General features: G+C 45.1%; 14 protein-coding genes and 1 pseudogene. 4 read left to right on the forward strand and 11 right to left on the reverse strand.

Translation table 11 applies throughout. The annotated features are described in order from the left end of the window. Nucleotides 1–9: 9 nt before the first annotated feature. On the forward strand, nt 10–591 hold the full coding sequence (gene ruvC / locus GRF55_RS06310) for a crossover junction endodeoxyribonuclease RuvC (RefSeq protein ID WP_220367614.1): 582 nt from the start codon (nt 10–12) through the stop codon (nt 589–591). Between the two features lie 36 nt (nt 592–627). Next, entirely contained in the window at nt 628–1,107 is a 480-nt protein-coding gene (locus GRF55_RS06315) for a hypothetical protein (protein ID WP_220367615.1), read from the forward strand. 31 nt (nt 1,108–1,138) lie between these two features. On the opposite strand, the gene GRF55_RS06320 is transcribed toward GRF55_RS06315, so the two are convergent. From GRF55_RS06320 to GRF55_RS06335, 4 genes are read right to left on the reverse strand one after another with little or no spacing between them, the layout of a single operon-like run. Continuing rightward, nucleotides 1,139–2,233 (reverse strand): DUF6057 family protein, encoded by a 1,095-nt coding sequence (locus GRF55_RS06320; RefSeq protein WP_220367616.1) that lies wholly within the window; start codon nt 2,231–2,233, stop codon nt 1,139–1,141. Further along, nucleotides 2,233–4,275: an alpha amylase C-terminal domain-containing protein gene (locus GRF55_RS06325; RefSeq protein ID WP_370626762.1), complete on the reverse strand. Its 2,043-nt coding sequence runs from the start codon at nt 4,273–4,275 to the stop codon at nt 2,233–2,235. The genes GRF55_RS06320 and GRF55_RS06325 overlap by 1 nt, the downstream gene beginning before the upstream one ends. Then, nucleotides 4,272–4,718 carry a YhcH/YjgK/YiaL family protein gene (locus tag GRF55_RS06330; protein ID WP_220367617.1) on the reverse strand — a complete coding sequence of 149 codons (447 nt, stop codon included), beginning with the start codon at nt 4,716–4,718 and terminating at the stop codon, nt 4,272–4,274. Before GRF55_RS06330 ends, GRF55_RS06325 begins: the two co-directional genes overlap by 4 nt. A 39-nt stretch (nt 4,719–4,757) precedes the next feature. Next, nucleotides 4,758–5,888: a phosphatidylinositol-4-phosphate 5-kinase gene (locus tag GRF55_RS06335; protein WP_220367618.1), complete on the reverse strand. Its 1,131-nt coding sequence runs from the start codon at nt 5,886–5,888 to the stop codon at nt 4,758–4,760. Nucleotides 5,889–6,561: 673 nt separating this feature from the next. On the opposite strand from GRF55_RS06335, the gene GRF55_RS06340 reads away from it, so the two are divergent. Continuing rightward, nucleotides 6,562–7,206 carry an outer membrane beta-barrel protein gene (locus GRF55_RS06340; protein WP_220367619.1) on the forward strand — a complete coding sequence of 215 codons (645 nt, stop codon included), beginning with the start codon at nt 6,562–6,564 and terminating at the stop codon, nt 7,204–7,206. Nucleotides 7,207–7,402: 196 nt separating this feature from the next. Continuing rightward, entirely contained in the window at nt 7,403–8,944 is a 1,542-nt protein-coding gene (locus GRF55_RS06345; RefSeq protein WP_172774742.1) for an IS1634 family transposase, read from the forward strand. Nucleotides 8,945–9,035: 91 nt separating this feature from the next. Here the strand turns inward: GRF55_RS06345 and GRF55_RS06350 are convergent, their stop codons facing one another. The 7 genes and pseudogenes from GRF55_RS06350 to GRF55_RS06380 all read right to left on the reverse strand — a co-directional run bounded on the left by GRF55_RS06350 (nt 9,036) and on the right by GRF55_RS06380 (nt 15,371). Then, nucleotides 9,036–10,115, reverse strand: coding sequence for a nucleotidyltransferase family protein (locus GRF55_RS06350; RefSeq protein WP_220367620.1), 1,080 nt, complete (start codon nt 10,113–10,115; stop codon nt 9,036–9,038). A gap of 31 nt (nt 10,116–10,146) precedes the next feature. Beyond that, nucleotides 10,147–10,905 (reverse strand): glycosyltransferase family 2 protein, encoded by a 759-nt coding sequence (locus tag GRF55_RS06355; RefSeq protein ID WP_220367621.1) that lies wholly within the window; start codon nt 10,903–10,905, stop codon nt 10,147–10,149. An 8-nt stretch (nt 10,906–10,913) separates the two neighbouring features. Further along, nucleotides 10,914–11,816: a glycosyltransferase family 2 protein gene (locus tag GRF55_RS06360; protein WP_220367622.1), complete on the reverse strand. Its 903-nt coding sequence runs from the start codon at nt 11,814–11,816 to the stop codon at nt 10,914–10,916. Nucleotides 11,817–11,911: 95 nt separating this feature from the next. Then, nucleotides 11,912–12,067, reverse strand: a pseudogene (locus GRF55_RS11830) (DapH/DapD/GlmU-related protein); the annotation flags it as partial. A gap of 380 nt (nt 12,068–12,447) precedes the next feature. Continuing rightward, entirely contained in the window at nt 12,448–13,179 is a 732-nt protein-coding gene (locus tag GRF55_RS06370) for a LicD family protein (RefSeq protein ID WP_220367624.1), read from the reverse strand. A gap of 221 nt (nt 13,180–13,400) precedes the next feature. Beyond that, nucleotides 13,401–14,525 carry a glycosyltransferase gene (locus GRF55_RS06375; protein WP_220367625.1) on the reverse strand — a complete coding sequence of 375 codons (1,125 nt, stop codon included), beginning with the start codon at nt 14,523–14,525 and terminating at the stop codon, nt 13,401–13,403. A gap of 12 nt (nt 14,526–14,537) precedes the next feature. Continuing rightward, nucleotides 14,538–15,371, reverse strand: coding sequence for a glycosyltransferase family 2 protein (locus GRF55_RS06380; RefSeq protein ID WP_220367626.1), 834 nt, complete (start codon nt 15,369–15,371; stop codon nt 14,538–14,540). Nucleotides 15,372–15,390 lie beyond the last annotated feature (19 nt).

Below are 15,390 nucleotides of genomic sequence, written 5' to 3' on the forward strand. Positions count from 1 at the left end.
CTGAACGGCATGAACAACAGGAAAGCCAAAAGAACAACGGAGAAGATTATTCTCGGAATCGACCCGGGAACGAACGTAATGGGCTACGGCGTGATAAAAGTCATCGCCAACAAGCCTGAGATGGTTGCCATGGGGGTTATCGACCTCAGAAAGATGGGCGACCCGTACCTGCGACTGGGAAAAATCTTCGAGCGCGTGACCGGCATCATCGACGAGTACCTGCCTGACGAGATGGCTATCGAAGCTCCGTTCTTTGGCAAAAACGTGCAATCGATGCTGAAACTCGGACGCGCACAAGGGGTTGCCATTGCGGCTGCCATCCATCACGACATACCGATTCACGAATATGCGCCACTCAAAATCAAGATGGCAATTACCGGACGCGGACAAGCCTCGAAGGAGCAGGTGGCAGGCATGCTGCAAAGACTGCTGAACCTCGACGCACAAGAGATGCCGCGCTTCATGGATGCGACGGATGCGCTCGGAGCAGCCTATTGCCATTTCATGCAAGACGGTCGTCCGGAATCCCAGGTATCTTACAGGGGATGGAAAGATTTTGTCGCAAGAAACCAAAAGCGAGTAAGCAAATAAAATCACAGATAATTAATGAAATAACACTATTGAACCATGAAAAGACTAATATTAGGAGCCGCACTTTTGTGCATGGCAATTGTCAACACATCCGCACAGGATGTTTATCAGGAAATCCTCCGCATGTCCACGGAAGTAGCCAACAATGAGAACAAAGCCTTGGAATTGCGCAAGGTGGCGACCTTCAAGGTGGATGCGCTCAACTACATGGCGCAGAAATCGCGCGAGGTGATGCCTGACAGTTCTGCATACATGCTCGACTACCAAGCGTTTGCCATGTATGAGTTCGTTAACCTGTTTACCAGTAAGCTCACAAAAGCCAACAAGAAGAAAGACAGGAGCAATGTCATCAATGCCTTCAAGGAGGCAACACTGCAGAATCCCCGCTTCAACGACACGGACTTGGCGTTTGTGAATGCGTATTGCGGTAACAACAATTTCCTTACCCAATTCTCGTTGGACACAGATTGGATAAAGGCGCTTGCCTATATCCGGGAGAAGCTGGCTGGAAAATAATTGGCACGCTGAATATTAAGTGGTCAGAGACCTATTGGTAGAAGTAATACCACCAATAGGTCTTTCCATATTTATCTTTGACCGTCGCAGGACTTTGATTTCCATATTTTTTCTTCAACACAAGGAAATCGGCATAGTCTGCTGCCATAGCTGTATCTTGTCCCATCACACCATTTCGATGATGATAATAGATTGCCAGTGCCTCACGATAATGCTTGGGGATAGCCGTAGTGTCGGCAGCCTGTCGGTTTGTCACGGTGTCTGGACGTAACTTATACTCTCCATACTTTACGACAAACTCCTTTAACTTCCTATCCATCAAGAGTGCCATCAACTTGTAATCGGACGACACGATTCTTTTCTTGGAGTACCTCAAAATACGCTTTGCCGAAAGCAGCAGCGGGTTCACATTCTTGCCGTCAGGAAGCAACGCCTTACTGCCCCCCGTCAGCGGATATTCGAACAATCTCTCCGGCAGTTCTCCTTTCCGTGCCAATGCATAGGCACGCAGCATGGTCAGCGTACTGTCGGTTACCGGAGCGTTCTTCCCTACTTCCAATGCCTCGTCCAGCTTGTCGTCCTGAATGCAGACTTCCACTTTTGCCTTGTAATGGAACACATCATTATGATTACTGAACAGCCCGACGAAGATAAACATCAGCACCAGCGTAAATACATTGATCCACATCAGCTGCGAGAAGAATCCCTTCGAATTGATTTCCACCTCATAGGGTTGTATCTTTTTCGACAGATAGACAACGAAGACATAAATGATGAGCAGCAGCGGTGCCACCCAAGTCCAGTTGCCAAAGAGGAACGGCGCATTCGGTGGCTGCGGACCACTGGTCAACACCGTCAAGAACAGTATCGATGGGAAATAGGTAAAGGCATGCATACGCTTATTCAGACGCGTGATGCCATACACCGCCAAGTGCACCAGATAGAGCGTCAAGGTCAACAGGATGGCACCTATCGTGCGGTCATAATGGGTGTTTCCGCCTGAGAGCACATGCTGTATGACGGTCAATACATGCGCCTGATAATAATAGAGATACAGGAATGTGACGGTGCAGAAAAGCACTGCGCACGTCAGATGCATCAACCTGGAAACTTTTCGCTTTTTCATCAATTCTCCTCGTTTTTCTTTAACACAACCGCTGAACGTGCAGGAAGGTAGAGTTTCAGCCACTCCTTACCTGTAGGGGTGTAGAGGTCATCATGATTTGTGAAGTGTGTCATCGCGTCGTCAGCAAAGCCATTGCCGCCGAAAGTCGCCGAGTCGGTGTTCAGCACGGTCCCGTAGCTACCGGCAGGAACCAGGAAACCGTAGTCAGTATAGGAATGCTGTGGTGAGAAATTGAACACAAACAGCAGATTGCCACGCATGAATGCAAGCACCTGATCGCCGTCGTTATGCCAGATTTCCGTGACTGGTGTCTTTGCAAAGTGTGGCTCATTCTTGACCATCTGCAGCATCTCACGGTCGAAATCGCCCAACCAGTGATAGCAAAGCTCTTGATTATCAACCAAGTTCCACTGCCGGCGGGCATATTGATGGCTCCATCCGTTTCCTTCGCGCGGGAAATCTATCCATTCCGGGTGTCCGAACTCGTTTCCCATGAAGTTCAGATAGCCGCCGTTCATCGTGCCCAAGGTCACCAAACGGATTATCTTGTGAAGGGCTATACCACGACGCACCGTTTCGTTCTCGTCTCCTTTCTTGAAATGCCAGTACATATCGGCATCGACCAGCCGGAAAATAATCGTCTTGTCGCCGACGAGTGCCTGGTCGTGACTCTCGCAATAACTGATGGTTTTCTCGTCGGCGCGGCGGTTTTTCATTTCCCAGAAGAGAGCGCTCGGCTTCCAATCCTCGTCCTTTTCTTCCTTAATCAGTTTTATCCAATAGTCGGGAATGTTCATCGCCATGCGGTAGTCGAAACCATATCCGCCCTGATTGAACTTCACGGTCAGCCCCGGCATCCCACTGACTTCCTCAGCAATGGTGAGCGCATGGGGACGAATCTCGTGAATCAACAGGTTGGCTAACGTGAGATAGCAGATGGCATCGTCGTCTTGGCGTCCGTTGAAGTAGTCAGCATAACTGCCAATCGCTTCTCCAAGTCCGTGACTGTAATAGAGCATCGACGTAACGCCGTCGAAGCGGAAGCCGTCGAAATGATACTCTTCCAGCCAATACTTGCAGTTGCTCAGCAGGAAGTGCAACACCTGGTCTTTCCCGTAATCGAAGCAAAGCGAGTCCCATGCCGGATGCTCACGGCGGTCGCCCGTGCAGAAATACTGACAGGGATCACCTGCGAGATTGCCCAATCCTTCACGCTCGTTCTTCACGGCGTGCGAATGAACAAGGTCCATAATCACGGCTATTCCCTGTTGGTGGGCAGCATCGATGAGCGCTTTCAGTTCCTCCGGTGTACCGAAACGACTGGAGGGAGCAAAGAATGAGCTCACATGATAGCCGAACGAGCCATAGTAAGGGTGCTCCTGCACAGCCATGATCTGGATGCAGTTGTAGCCGTCGGCTACGATTCTCGGCAAAATTTTCTCCCGGAACTCCACATACGTCCCTACCCGCTCGGCATCTTGTCCCATGCCGACGTGGCATTCATAGATAAGTAGTGGCTCGGTCTGCGGCTTAAAACGCTTTTTCTTCCACCGATAAGGCTCCTCCGGCTCCCACACTTGTGCGGAGAAAAGGTGTGTCTGCGGGTCTTGCACCACCCGCCTTGTCCATGCAGGGATGCGCTCTCCCTGTCCGCCGTTCCAGTGGACGCTCATCTTGTAATGGTCGCCATGATGCAACACGTCGGCGGGCATGGTCAGTTCCCAGTTTCCCGTTTCCGAGACGGGTTGGGCACGGAAGGCTTCATCCTCCTTCCAATCGTTGAAATCGCCTATCAGATACAGTTGCGTAGCGTTGGGTGCCCACTCGCGGAACACCCATCCGTCGGCAGTCCGGTGCAAGCCGTAGTAGTCGTGTCCGCTGGCGAAATCCGCCAGGCTCATTTTGCCGTTACCGGTCAACTGGTTCAATTTCCACGAGGCGTGCTCATGCCGTCCGACGATAGCCTCCTCGAATGGTTCCAGCCATGCGTCGTTCTTCACGAGTCCGATATGTTTCTTTGTCTGTTTTTTCACGATGCTTATACTTTCACTTTAAAGACCGCTTTTTTCAGTTTCGCAGCGGGAGTGATGAGGGGTGCGTGTGCGTCTTGCGGAAAGAATACGACAAACATGTCCGGCGTGCACGTCACATAGTTCTCGGCTGCCGTCCCATGCCATAAGCTGCAGTCACGCTCTTCGTCGAAATCCGTTTCAGGAAGGCTTTCCAGAGGTGACACGCCATAGGTCTCATCCGTGCTGATAGGCACCTGGATGTCAATCATCCGGCGATGTGCCTCCAGGCTTGCCTCGTCGCGGGTCTTTCCGTTTTGAATCTGCACGTTGACCGTCACGTCATCGCCCTTGACGGGATAGATGCCTTCGGGCATTTCCGCAAGGCGGTTATTGCGCAGGAATTTTGCCACTTCATCAAACAGTGGATGCATTTTGACGTAATCCTCAAAATGCGCTAATGTGTCTATTATCATGTTCGTTTCTTTTTCTTGCCAACTCCGACGGGCATCTCCCTACTCTGCTATGCGTCTGCCGTTGCGGTATTCTCCGCGTGCCGTCACATGTCCGTTGCGGTCTTTCTCAACAAACTTCCCGTCGCGCTCACCGTTGACGTAGGTCCCTTCGAAGAACTTTCCGTCTTTCGTTTGCTCTTTCGCCGGACCGTTGCGCTTGCCGTTACGGTAGGTTCCCCTGAAGCGGTCGCCGTTCTGATAGTGTATGGTCATCTCGCCGTCCATCTGTCCGTTCTTGAACGTTCCTTCAATCACGTCGCCGTTTCGCTTCACGAGTTTTCCTTTCCCGTTCTGCTGGTCGTTGCTCCATGCGCCGGTGTATGAATCGCCGTTCTGCCAGATGAACACTCCGATTCCTGAGCGCTCACCATTGTCGAAATGCCCGGTATATCGTGCGCCGTTCGCCATTTTGAAGATGCCTTCTCCCGTGCGCTCTCCGTGTGCATAGTCGCCTTCATACACATCGCCGTTGCTGAAGCGATAGACACCCTTCCCGTGCTGCACATCGTTCTTCCAATGACCGTCGTACACATCGCCGTCGGCATATTTGAAGACACCTTTCCCCGACCGCTCGTTGTTGAGCCACATGCCGTCGTAGGTCGTACCGTTGCCCCAATCATAAAAACCTTTCCCGTTTTTCATGTCGTCTTTCCACTCGCCGTCATAATAGGCACCGCTGGCGAAGGTGTAGCGCCCTTTTCCCGAACGCTTGTCCTGATACCAGTTGCCTTCATACTTGTCGCCGTTATAGTAGAACATGGTGCCTTCGTCCTGCTGGTAGTCCTTATACCAATAGCCCACATACTTATTGTCGTTCTGAAAATAAAAGGTGCCGAAACCGTGCTGATGCCCCTGAAACCACTTGCCCTCATAGCGTTCGCCGTCGTTGAAGGTATAGACACCGTCGCCCTGCCGTTTGCCTTTCACGTAGTCTCCCTCGTAGATGTTTCCGTTCTGATAGACGGTGCGCCCCTTTCCGTGGGGCTTTCCACCCGCCATCTCGCCTTGATAGGTTCCGGTAATCGTTCCGTCTTTCACGTCGCAAGAACCCAACGTAATCTTCTGTGCGACACCCGAAAAGGGCATCAGTGCAAATATAATCAATGCAATGTATTTACTATTCTTTTTCATCCTTATCTCATTTTTCAAGCTCCAAAAGTAGAAAAAAAAGCCCAAACGACAAAAACCATTAGCATTTTTTATTGAACATTCGCAACTATATAGAATTCACGTCAACAAAACAACGGACTCCACTTTTACCACCAATCGCTCATCAAAGAACCATAACGGTACCTGAAATTAAACTTCGTTAACAACCCGAAAAGTCAACGAAACGCCAAATGCTTGCGATATTTGGAAGCAAGTTGAACGTCGGTCGCCTACACGCAAAACATGAGCATTTTCGCAACCCGTTGACTATCAAGCAATTCACCCTAAAAAGGCAAATTTTACCCTCGAAAAATGCCGGAATAACGCCCAAAAAGTTAAACTTTTAAGGTCTGTTAGTTCAACTTTTACATTCCCAAAGTTGAACTTTTGCAACCTGAAAGTGGCACTTTCACAAACCAACTCCGAAAATAGCATCGACAAAATGCGCAATTTGTATATTTATTCCACAAACTTTCCGCTTTTCATTCCTATTTTTCAACTTTTTGGTTGTAAAACTTTCTGCTCAAAAGAATACTAATTTTGTTAATTTGAATTAAATTTTCATGAAGTAAAATACACCTAAAATAAAAAAGTGACAGATTCGTTTTGTATTGTTGGGGCTTTTCACTATCTTTGCAACCAAATACGAAAGAGAATGAGAAAACTATTGATTATTTCCGCTTTGCTGACCGCTTCCATCGTCAGCGTAGCACAGGAGCGAAAACCATGGTTCGACCCATGGGATTTATATGTCGGACCAAAAGCCGGTATTGCCTACTCAAACCTGTCGTCACTCGGTGGCGATGCAAAGATTGGAGTCAATGCCGGAGTATTTGTTGAGTCGCATATCACAGAGCGATTTGCCGTTTGTTTCGATTTGATGTACGCCCGTGTCGGTTCCGATAATGTCTATCATAACAACGTCATACCCAACGAAGACGGCTCTTTACCTTCTGCAGGTCCATATTATTACAAGTTCGACTTTCTCAATACACAATACAAACTGCGGTATTACGTCATGAAAAACCTCAACATCTTTACCGGATTGCACCTCTCAAGAGTTGTTAAGGCAAAGTCGATTGTCAATGATGTCGAGAGTAAAATCAAGAAAGATATTCGTTCCGGCGACCTGCTCATTCCCTTTGGTGCCGAGTTCTCTTTCAAGAATCTCGCCGTTGAAGCCACCTATCACCTGCCTGTCAGGAAACTGGCACGCTCTGAAAGGGCAAAAACCCTACTCGGAAATGCCAAGCAAAACCTGATAACAGTGACATTAGCCTATAAGATTCAGATGTTTTAGACCCACGGGAACTGTTGGGACAACTACTCAAAAACAAACAAAAAAATGCTTGCCAAAACCGGCAAGCATTTTTCATGTGTCCCCTGACTTCATCACTTTTTTGCGCCATCATATAGCGCACAATGATAATCAGCGAGTTACGTAAAATTATTGGGTGGTTTGGGTGGCGCAAGCGAAAAACGTGTACCTTTGCACCATGTATGTACGCAAGAAACACAATCGTTCCGGCTCTACAAGTGTGGTAGTGGTCAGTAAAGCGAGTGGAAAGTATAAAGAAATAAAATCGTTTGGCTCCTCTACATCCGAAGAGGAAATACATTCATTATGCGATAAGGCTGCTGCATGGATACGTTCATTTGGCGGTCAGCAAGAACTTGACTTTGATGACCGCAAGGGAAAGGAAGTCGAGGAGACAGAGCGTTTCCTTAGCAATATTGACAACGTGTTGATAAACGGTACTCGGCTTCTGCTTGATCAAGTCTATGACAGCATCGGCTTCAACCGGATTCCCGATGAGATTCTGCGTCATTTGGTAATCGCAAGGGTGTCGCAGCCCAGAAGCAAACTTGCCACAGTAGATTACCTGAAGTCATATTATGATGAAGATGTTGACCTCAACCACATCTATCGCTACATGGACAAGCTCTACAATACCCAGATGGAGCTTGCGCAGCAGATTAGCGTAGAGCACACCCGGAAACTGTTCGGAGGCAAGATTGGATTGATGTTCTACGACGTGACGACGCTCTACTTTGAGACAGCACAGACGGACGTATTGCGTGAACCGGGGTTTTCAAAGGATGGAAAGACGGCAGAGTCACAGGTTATACTCGGTCTGCTTGTATCAGAAGGAGGCTACCCGCTTTCATACTCTCTGTTCAACGGCAGCCAGTATGAGGGCTTCACCATGATACCAATGATAGATGACTTCAAGCAGCGTTTCAATCTGGGGAAAGATTTTGTTGTGGTGGCAGACTCAGGCTTGATGAACAAGAACAATGTCACTTTGCTGCAGGAGGCTGGCTACAACTACATACTTGGAGCCCGCATCAAGAGCGAGAGCGCAAGCGTGAAGCAATGGATTCTCTCTTTAGAGAAGGTTGATAAAGCCTGTTACGACTACAAACGTGAGAATGGGGAAAGACTTATCGTCAGTTATTCCGACAAGCGTGCAAAGAAGGATGCCTACAACCGTGACCGCGGAATTGTCCGATTGAGAAAAGCCTATAAGACCGGACGCATCACGAAGAGTCAGGTGAACAAGCGTGGCTACAACAAGTTTCTTGAAATCAGCAAGGACATAGAAGTCGTCATCAGCGAAGAGAAGATTGCAGAGGACTGCCAGTGGGACGGACTCAAGGGCTACATCACCAATACAGACCTTGACGCCGAGCGTGTCATTGCCGAGTATCATGGACTCTGGGTGGTGGAACGTGCATTCCGTATTTCAAAAGGAACTCTGGAAATGCGTCCGATGTTTCATTTTACAGAACGTAGGATAGAGGCACATGTCTGCATTTGCTTCATCGCCTATAAGGTATATAAGGAACTGGAGCGACTCATTGCCATTAACAAGATTGGGATGAGTGTCGATAAGGTGCTTGAGGCAGCCAAAACTATCACGACAATCAGGGTAAGGATGCCTAAAAACGGGACTTACTTCACTAAGACACTCTTCTTGACGGAGAAGCACCTCGCAGTGAAACCACTTTTCGACATATCTGGCAACAAATCTTAATTTGGGTGGCGCATTGACGAAGTCAGGAAAAAAATGCTTGCCAAAACCGGCAAGCATTTTTCATGTGTCCATAGTATTCGATTCCCTCACATCATGCGAGATATTTTTTCATCGTGACAGACACCCGTCGGGGCATCAGGCAAAGGATGTCCCACGGAGCCAGAGGCAGGAAACGCGCACAATGACCGAAAGCTATCCGTGCCGTCTCGAGGCTTTTTGCCGCACCGTCCTGTGTCTCACGGCGGTGATACTTCCCGAAGTTTCCTCGTTTCAACACCTCTTTCATCATCCTGTCTGCCCATCGGTAGTCACGCTTCGTGAGGGCGAAAGGAAATGCCTCTGCCGGAAATCCGACGTGTTTCACCGTCAGAGCACCCACCGCCTTGAATGCCTTCGCATAGCCCAACATACTGAGATGGTGCCATAACTCGTCCGCATCAATCTCGTCATGATACCGCGAGAACAGCATCGCCATGTCGCAAATCTGTCGCAAACCGACGCCCTCGACCAGGAAATGGTTGAACAAGTGCTTGAAACAGACGAGTATCGTCATCATCGGCGGCATGGTTTTCACCGACAAAGCGCCTATCTGCATGCTCGAAGGCTTGCTCATGGTGCGCTCAACAAGCGCATCAAAATAGCGCTGATGGCGGGAAGAGCCAAACGTTTCCATGCGGTAGTGCAGTTCGATGCGGATGCCGTCGTAATAAAAACTATGATGTTTGTCAAGTTCAACCACATCGACAGTCACACCCATCTCCTGCTCAACAGCCCGCCGTGCCCGCTCCTCATCAGCCGGCGCACAATAGAAATCGATATCGCCCAGCGTTCGCATGACAGGTTCAGGATACAACTCCGCAAGTGTCTGCCCCTTGAACACCACATAGTTCACACGATGCTTATCCAAACACGCGGTCAACACGCGGAGCACCTCAGCCATCTTCATCGCCCTGCGCTCGTGATTGACCTTCACCGCCATCGCACGCATGGCGTTGTCGTCGCCCGTCCGCACATTGTTTCTGACAATAGCGTTGCACACCAGCCCCGCCACCGTCTGCTCGCGCGCCATGACATTCACGACATCAAACTCCTCGAAAGTCAGCGCATCGGGAACATCACCCTTGCGCCAAAGCTCATTTCGTAACAACTGAAAGAAAAAATTCTGCCCCATCAATCTTTACTGAGTATTTTTCATATTTCGCCTATATGCGGACAAACTTCGCCGATATGAATTGCGGCACCTTCCATGCCATCTTCATCAACTTCGCGGAAACGGGAGCAAAACCATGCGAACGATAGATTTCCACATCCTCATTCCACATCATCTGCCGTTTCTGGCGGTCGGTGGACAATCCGCCCATGCGCATCCGAACCACATAACGGTGCAGATATTCCACCCGCAACTTCCTTTCATATAAATATCTGATTAGGAGGTCTGTGTCTGCTGCAATCTTGTAACGCTCATCATACAAACCTTCGCGCAGCATCACCTCCCGCCGGATATAACACGTGGGATGTAATGGTAACCACCCCATACGCACTTTCCAACGTTTGTATTGTCCGCCAATCCAGTTTCTGATAATCTTCTGCGGATTTTTCGCATCCGCATAAAGTCCATCAGCATAGACAAAATCAGCATCGTGCTGCTCAAAAGCTGTAGCCACATCAGAGAGCGTACGATTGTCATAAAACACATCATCAGAATGCAACAAGCAAATCACGTCACCAGCTGCCAGACGAATCCCCTTATTGATAGCTTCATACATCCCGCTGTCCTTCTCGGAAACAATTTTGTCAATACGGTCCTCATATTCCCGAATAACATCTAAAGTTCCATCCGTCGAAGCCCCGTCCACCACGATATATTCCATATCCCGATAGTCCTGCACCAACGCACTCTCGATGGTCTCCCGAATCGTCCCTGCACGATTAAAACATGTTGTGATGACGGAGAATTTCATGAAATAATTTATCCAACGTAATTGTCAATAAGATATTCCTTTATCTTATCTTTATCCCAATTGAATTGCTTCTTTAGTTCAAAAATTTTAGCATCTACAAGCATCCTATACCAAAAACCTTGTAATATATGCCACAAGAATCCCTCCTTTCCATCAAGGAAACCGCCTTTTATAATATAGCGAAACACAAAATTAATAAATGGCCTTATAAACAATGGAGTTTTTATATATTTTATTTTAAGCCAACGCTTACGCTGTTCTTCTGTACCATAGAACTTTGGAGTAATTTCTCTTTTACGTTCATCTAATCCATATTCGGTCATCAACATATCAACCATTTCACGTGTTGCGTAACCATTATGTTTTTCAGTCCACCACGTAAGATTATTCAAATTAGAATCCACCTGATCACCTTTTTCTACAGTAATAGTTTTACCTTCTGTTAGCCTAATATGCTCATCCATCCACCGATTTTCACATTCTCCATATCCTTTCCTAAATATCTTTAAATGATATGCAGGATACCACCCTCCATGTAATAGAGGTTTACCCATGAAATCTATACGCTTCTTTACATAAACTCCCGTTACGTGCTCTGGACATTTTGATATAGCCTCCTTTACGTTTTTTGCAAGACCTTTATCAAGATATTCATCCGCATCTATCCTCCAAATCCATTCCGACTGAATGTTACATTTTTTAATACCAAAATTAAATTGTGTTGCATAATTCTTCCATGTATTTTGAAAGACTTTTGCTCCCATGTCTTTTGCTATTTGTACGGTATTATCTGTACTATAAGAATCTACCACAATAATTTCCTCACACACTCCTACCAATGAAGAAATACATCTTTCAATATGCTGCTCTTCATTTTTTGTTAAGATGATTGCTGCAATAGTATTTTTCATCTTTATAAGATATTTTTATTTTATTTATTATGGTTAATCGGATATGTTTTTTCTAACTGACCAAAAGCCTCTAACCACTTCTCTTTTTCGACTTGCCGTTCCTTGATAATTTTTGCCGGATTTCCACCTACAACCGTCCAAGCCGGAACATCTTTCGTAACAACAGCCCTTGCAGCAACTACTGCACCATCACCAATCGTTACCCCAGGACCTACATATGCCTCAGCTCCAATCCACACCCCATTACCAATCGTTATTGGCTTATAAACAAGTCGCCGCTTAATGTCGATGATATCATGTGTTGAGGTACACAAAAAAGCCCTACGGCTAATTGAAACTAAATGACCTATATTTATAGGTGCCATATTGTAAATGTCAACCTCTTTGTCTATCGCTACCGAACAGCCTGTTGACAAATTCCATGGAGCCCAAATATGTGTTGAGGGGAAAAAGACTGTTTTATAATAAGTCTTTGTACCCCACATCCTTAATAATAGATTCCTCCACCTATTGAATATTTTAAGCCGTGGAATTGTGCAACGAAAGAGTAGCACATAGCAAACATTCCATAATGCCCGCTTAATTTTGTGCTTGAAAGAAAATTCATTTACATATTGGAAAGAAAAAGCCATCATCCAAAATCTTTATTCAAAAACTCAGTATAACTCAAAATATATGAAAAATCGTCTTGCAGTTCTCTGTTGCTTGATTGCCCGTCATCAATACTGGTAACAACCTTGATTGGTGTTTTCCAATTCTTACCATAAGCAGCAACAAGGAGTTCCTCATAGTTTGTTGGGACTTCAATCTCAATATCGTGGACAAAATAAGTTTCCAATCTTTCAACCAATGGTTGTCTTGTTGTAAATACACTATTTTGTCTATAATGAGAATAATTCATGTCTTTTCTCCAAAAGGAACTTATCGTAAGCATATGGTCTCCTTTAGGTATCATGAAAAAGAAATCCATCGGCATACCCATATATGACAAGCAATATTCCACCACTTGTCCTCGGTATGCGAATCCTCGGACAAACTCAAATCCATACTTGTTAATTAAAATATCTGCTATTTTATATGGAGTATCTGCATCATGACTTATGCATCCCAAATCCAGATCATCATCCCAAGGTATATAACCACCCTCACGAATAAATCCTAAAAGCGTACCAAACATCGGAAACACCCTAAGATTTTCTTCACGCGATATTTCAAAAACCTTTTTTAGAACATCATAACCATACTTCTTTAATATTCGTTTCCTTTTTGGAACAGAATACAATCTATAAACATTATTCAATGGTTGGTAAAGTACTCTTCCCCATGATGTTGACTTTAAGAATTTTTTAATTGAATTAATCATTTCTTTCCCATTAAAATTCTTTTATAAAGTTTACAAAGAACTCTTATCAAATAATCCTGTGTACTATATTCTTTGCCTCGTTATTGAAATTCAGTCCCTACTCGATATTATTCTTTTTCGCATTATTTCTAAATCCATTCTATCTGAGACAATTCTATCCCCTTCTTTCAACATGAGATTTCTTTTGTGACAAAACCACTAAAAAATGAGCGAATCAATCTTTAGGACTGTCTTGATTTTTTGTTTTTATTTATGAGTGACTCATATAACTTGACCATATCTTTGGCAATTTTCTTATTAGAATATCTTTCTTCGATAAGTCTTCTGCCATTACGTCCCATCTCCTCCAGTTCTTTCTCATCTTTTTGCAGGAAATCTTTAAGTGCCCTAACAGTTCCTTCCGTTCCTATTTCCGTCCACCAGCCACAATGATATGTCTCCAAATCTTCCCATGGGGTGCCCTTTGTTGTAATCACCGGCGTTCCCGACGCGAGTGCCTCTGCAACGACAATACCGAAATTCTCACTATGCGTTGGTAAAACGAATAAATCAGACCGTTGATATAAGTCCCACTTTTTGTTTCCGTAAATTCCTCCTACAAACTCGAATAAATGACAGACATTTTTCTCTTGGGCAAATCTTTTTAAATCATCTATGTAAGAGTCATCACCCTCGCCTGCAATTGTGATGGTATAATCCGCAAATTCTTTTTTTAAGATAGAAACTGCATCTATCAAATAGTTAATACCTTTCTTTATATGGACACGCGACAGGAATAATATCTTTCGACTTCTTCTCCAAGATATTTTCAAGTCAATACCGTCAACATCTATTCCATTTGCAACAACTTCTACGTTCTTGTTGTATCCGAGTCGAAGCAAATTATCTTTCTCACTATCTGCCGTCGCATGGAGTACATTAGCTACCCGTAATGCTTTTCTTTGATAGAGCATGAGGGCGGGTAGCTTTTTTAACCAATAGTTTCGTTTCAGAATCCATGGCTCCAACATGCCATGTGGACTATAAACCATAGGAACATGTAACTCTTTATAATTCCAAATAGCCGTGTAAGCAGCTATTGGATACCAGCAAGTGTTTACATGAAACACATCGGGATTGAGCCGGTTCATGATTTTGATAAACTGTTTTTTCACTTTGCGAGGTTGCCACCAGCATCTACTTATATAATGAATATGACAATTTTCTAATTGCAACTCATTTTTTGAATGGTGGGTTACTACATGCAATTCCACAAGTTTACCTAACTCTTTAGATAAAAGTTGCATATACGAGCCGACACCACCAGATGTTTGGTCTATACTTGGTATGTAATGAATGACCTTCATAAAAACGAATAATTATCCACCAATATACTTTCTCCCGAAGATTATCCGCACCATACCATCTGACATTAGATTGAGTACATGTAGAAAAACATAATAAGCTGATGCATTTAATATGCCATAATGCTTTCTGCGAAAATAAAAACAAATAGAAGGATTTGAACCCAACGGAGAATAAAGAATTCTAAATCGCGTTATCAGCGAGACACCCCATTTCCTCTCCCTACAAATATTATTAACACTCCCACAAGCTACCACCTTACGAGTTGCATAAACTGAAATATTGTTTTCCATAGCCCTCAACCCATAATCAACATCACCTAAATCATGGTGGTAGTAAGGGTCAAGGATTCCTATTCTTTCGACAACATCCTTTGAGACTAACACGACATTGCCATTCATGTACTTTACTTTTTGTAATGCTGAGGAAGGCTGTATCATCTTCCTACTTTCATCATATCCTCCATAAATTATTTTCGTCTTAGTTTCATCTTCAACAAGTCCAGTAATTATTGTATTATCTTTCGACAAATTATAACAGTTTAAAAGTTCATCAAAAAAATCCGGATAGAGAGAAATGTCATCATTCAACCATAAATAATAGTCAAAGTCTCCTTTTAACGCTTCTTTCCATGCCACATACATCCCCCTGTTCCAAAACAAATTCCCATTCCCTGTTGTCACATGTACTTGAGGAAAACATTCTCGAAGCATTTCAGAAGTTCCATCTATAGAACCATCATCTACAAGGAACACTTCACAACTCGACAAAACATGAAATAAAGAAGACAAGCACAATTTAGTCTTCTCTTTTCGATTATGACATGTAAGAATAGCTGCTATCCGCATAGAATCAATAACTGCCTTA

Source organism: Prevotella sp. Rep29, assembly GCF_019551475.1.
In the GTDB taxonomy this organism is placed as follows: domain Bacteria; phylum Bacteroidota; class Bacteroidia; order Bacteroidales; family Bacteroidaceae; genus Prevotella.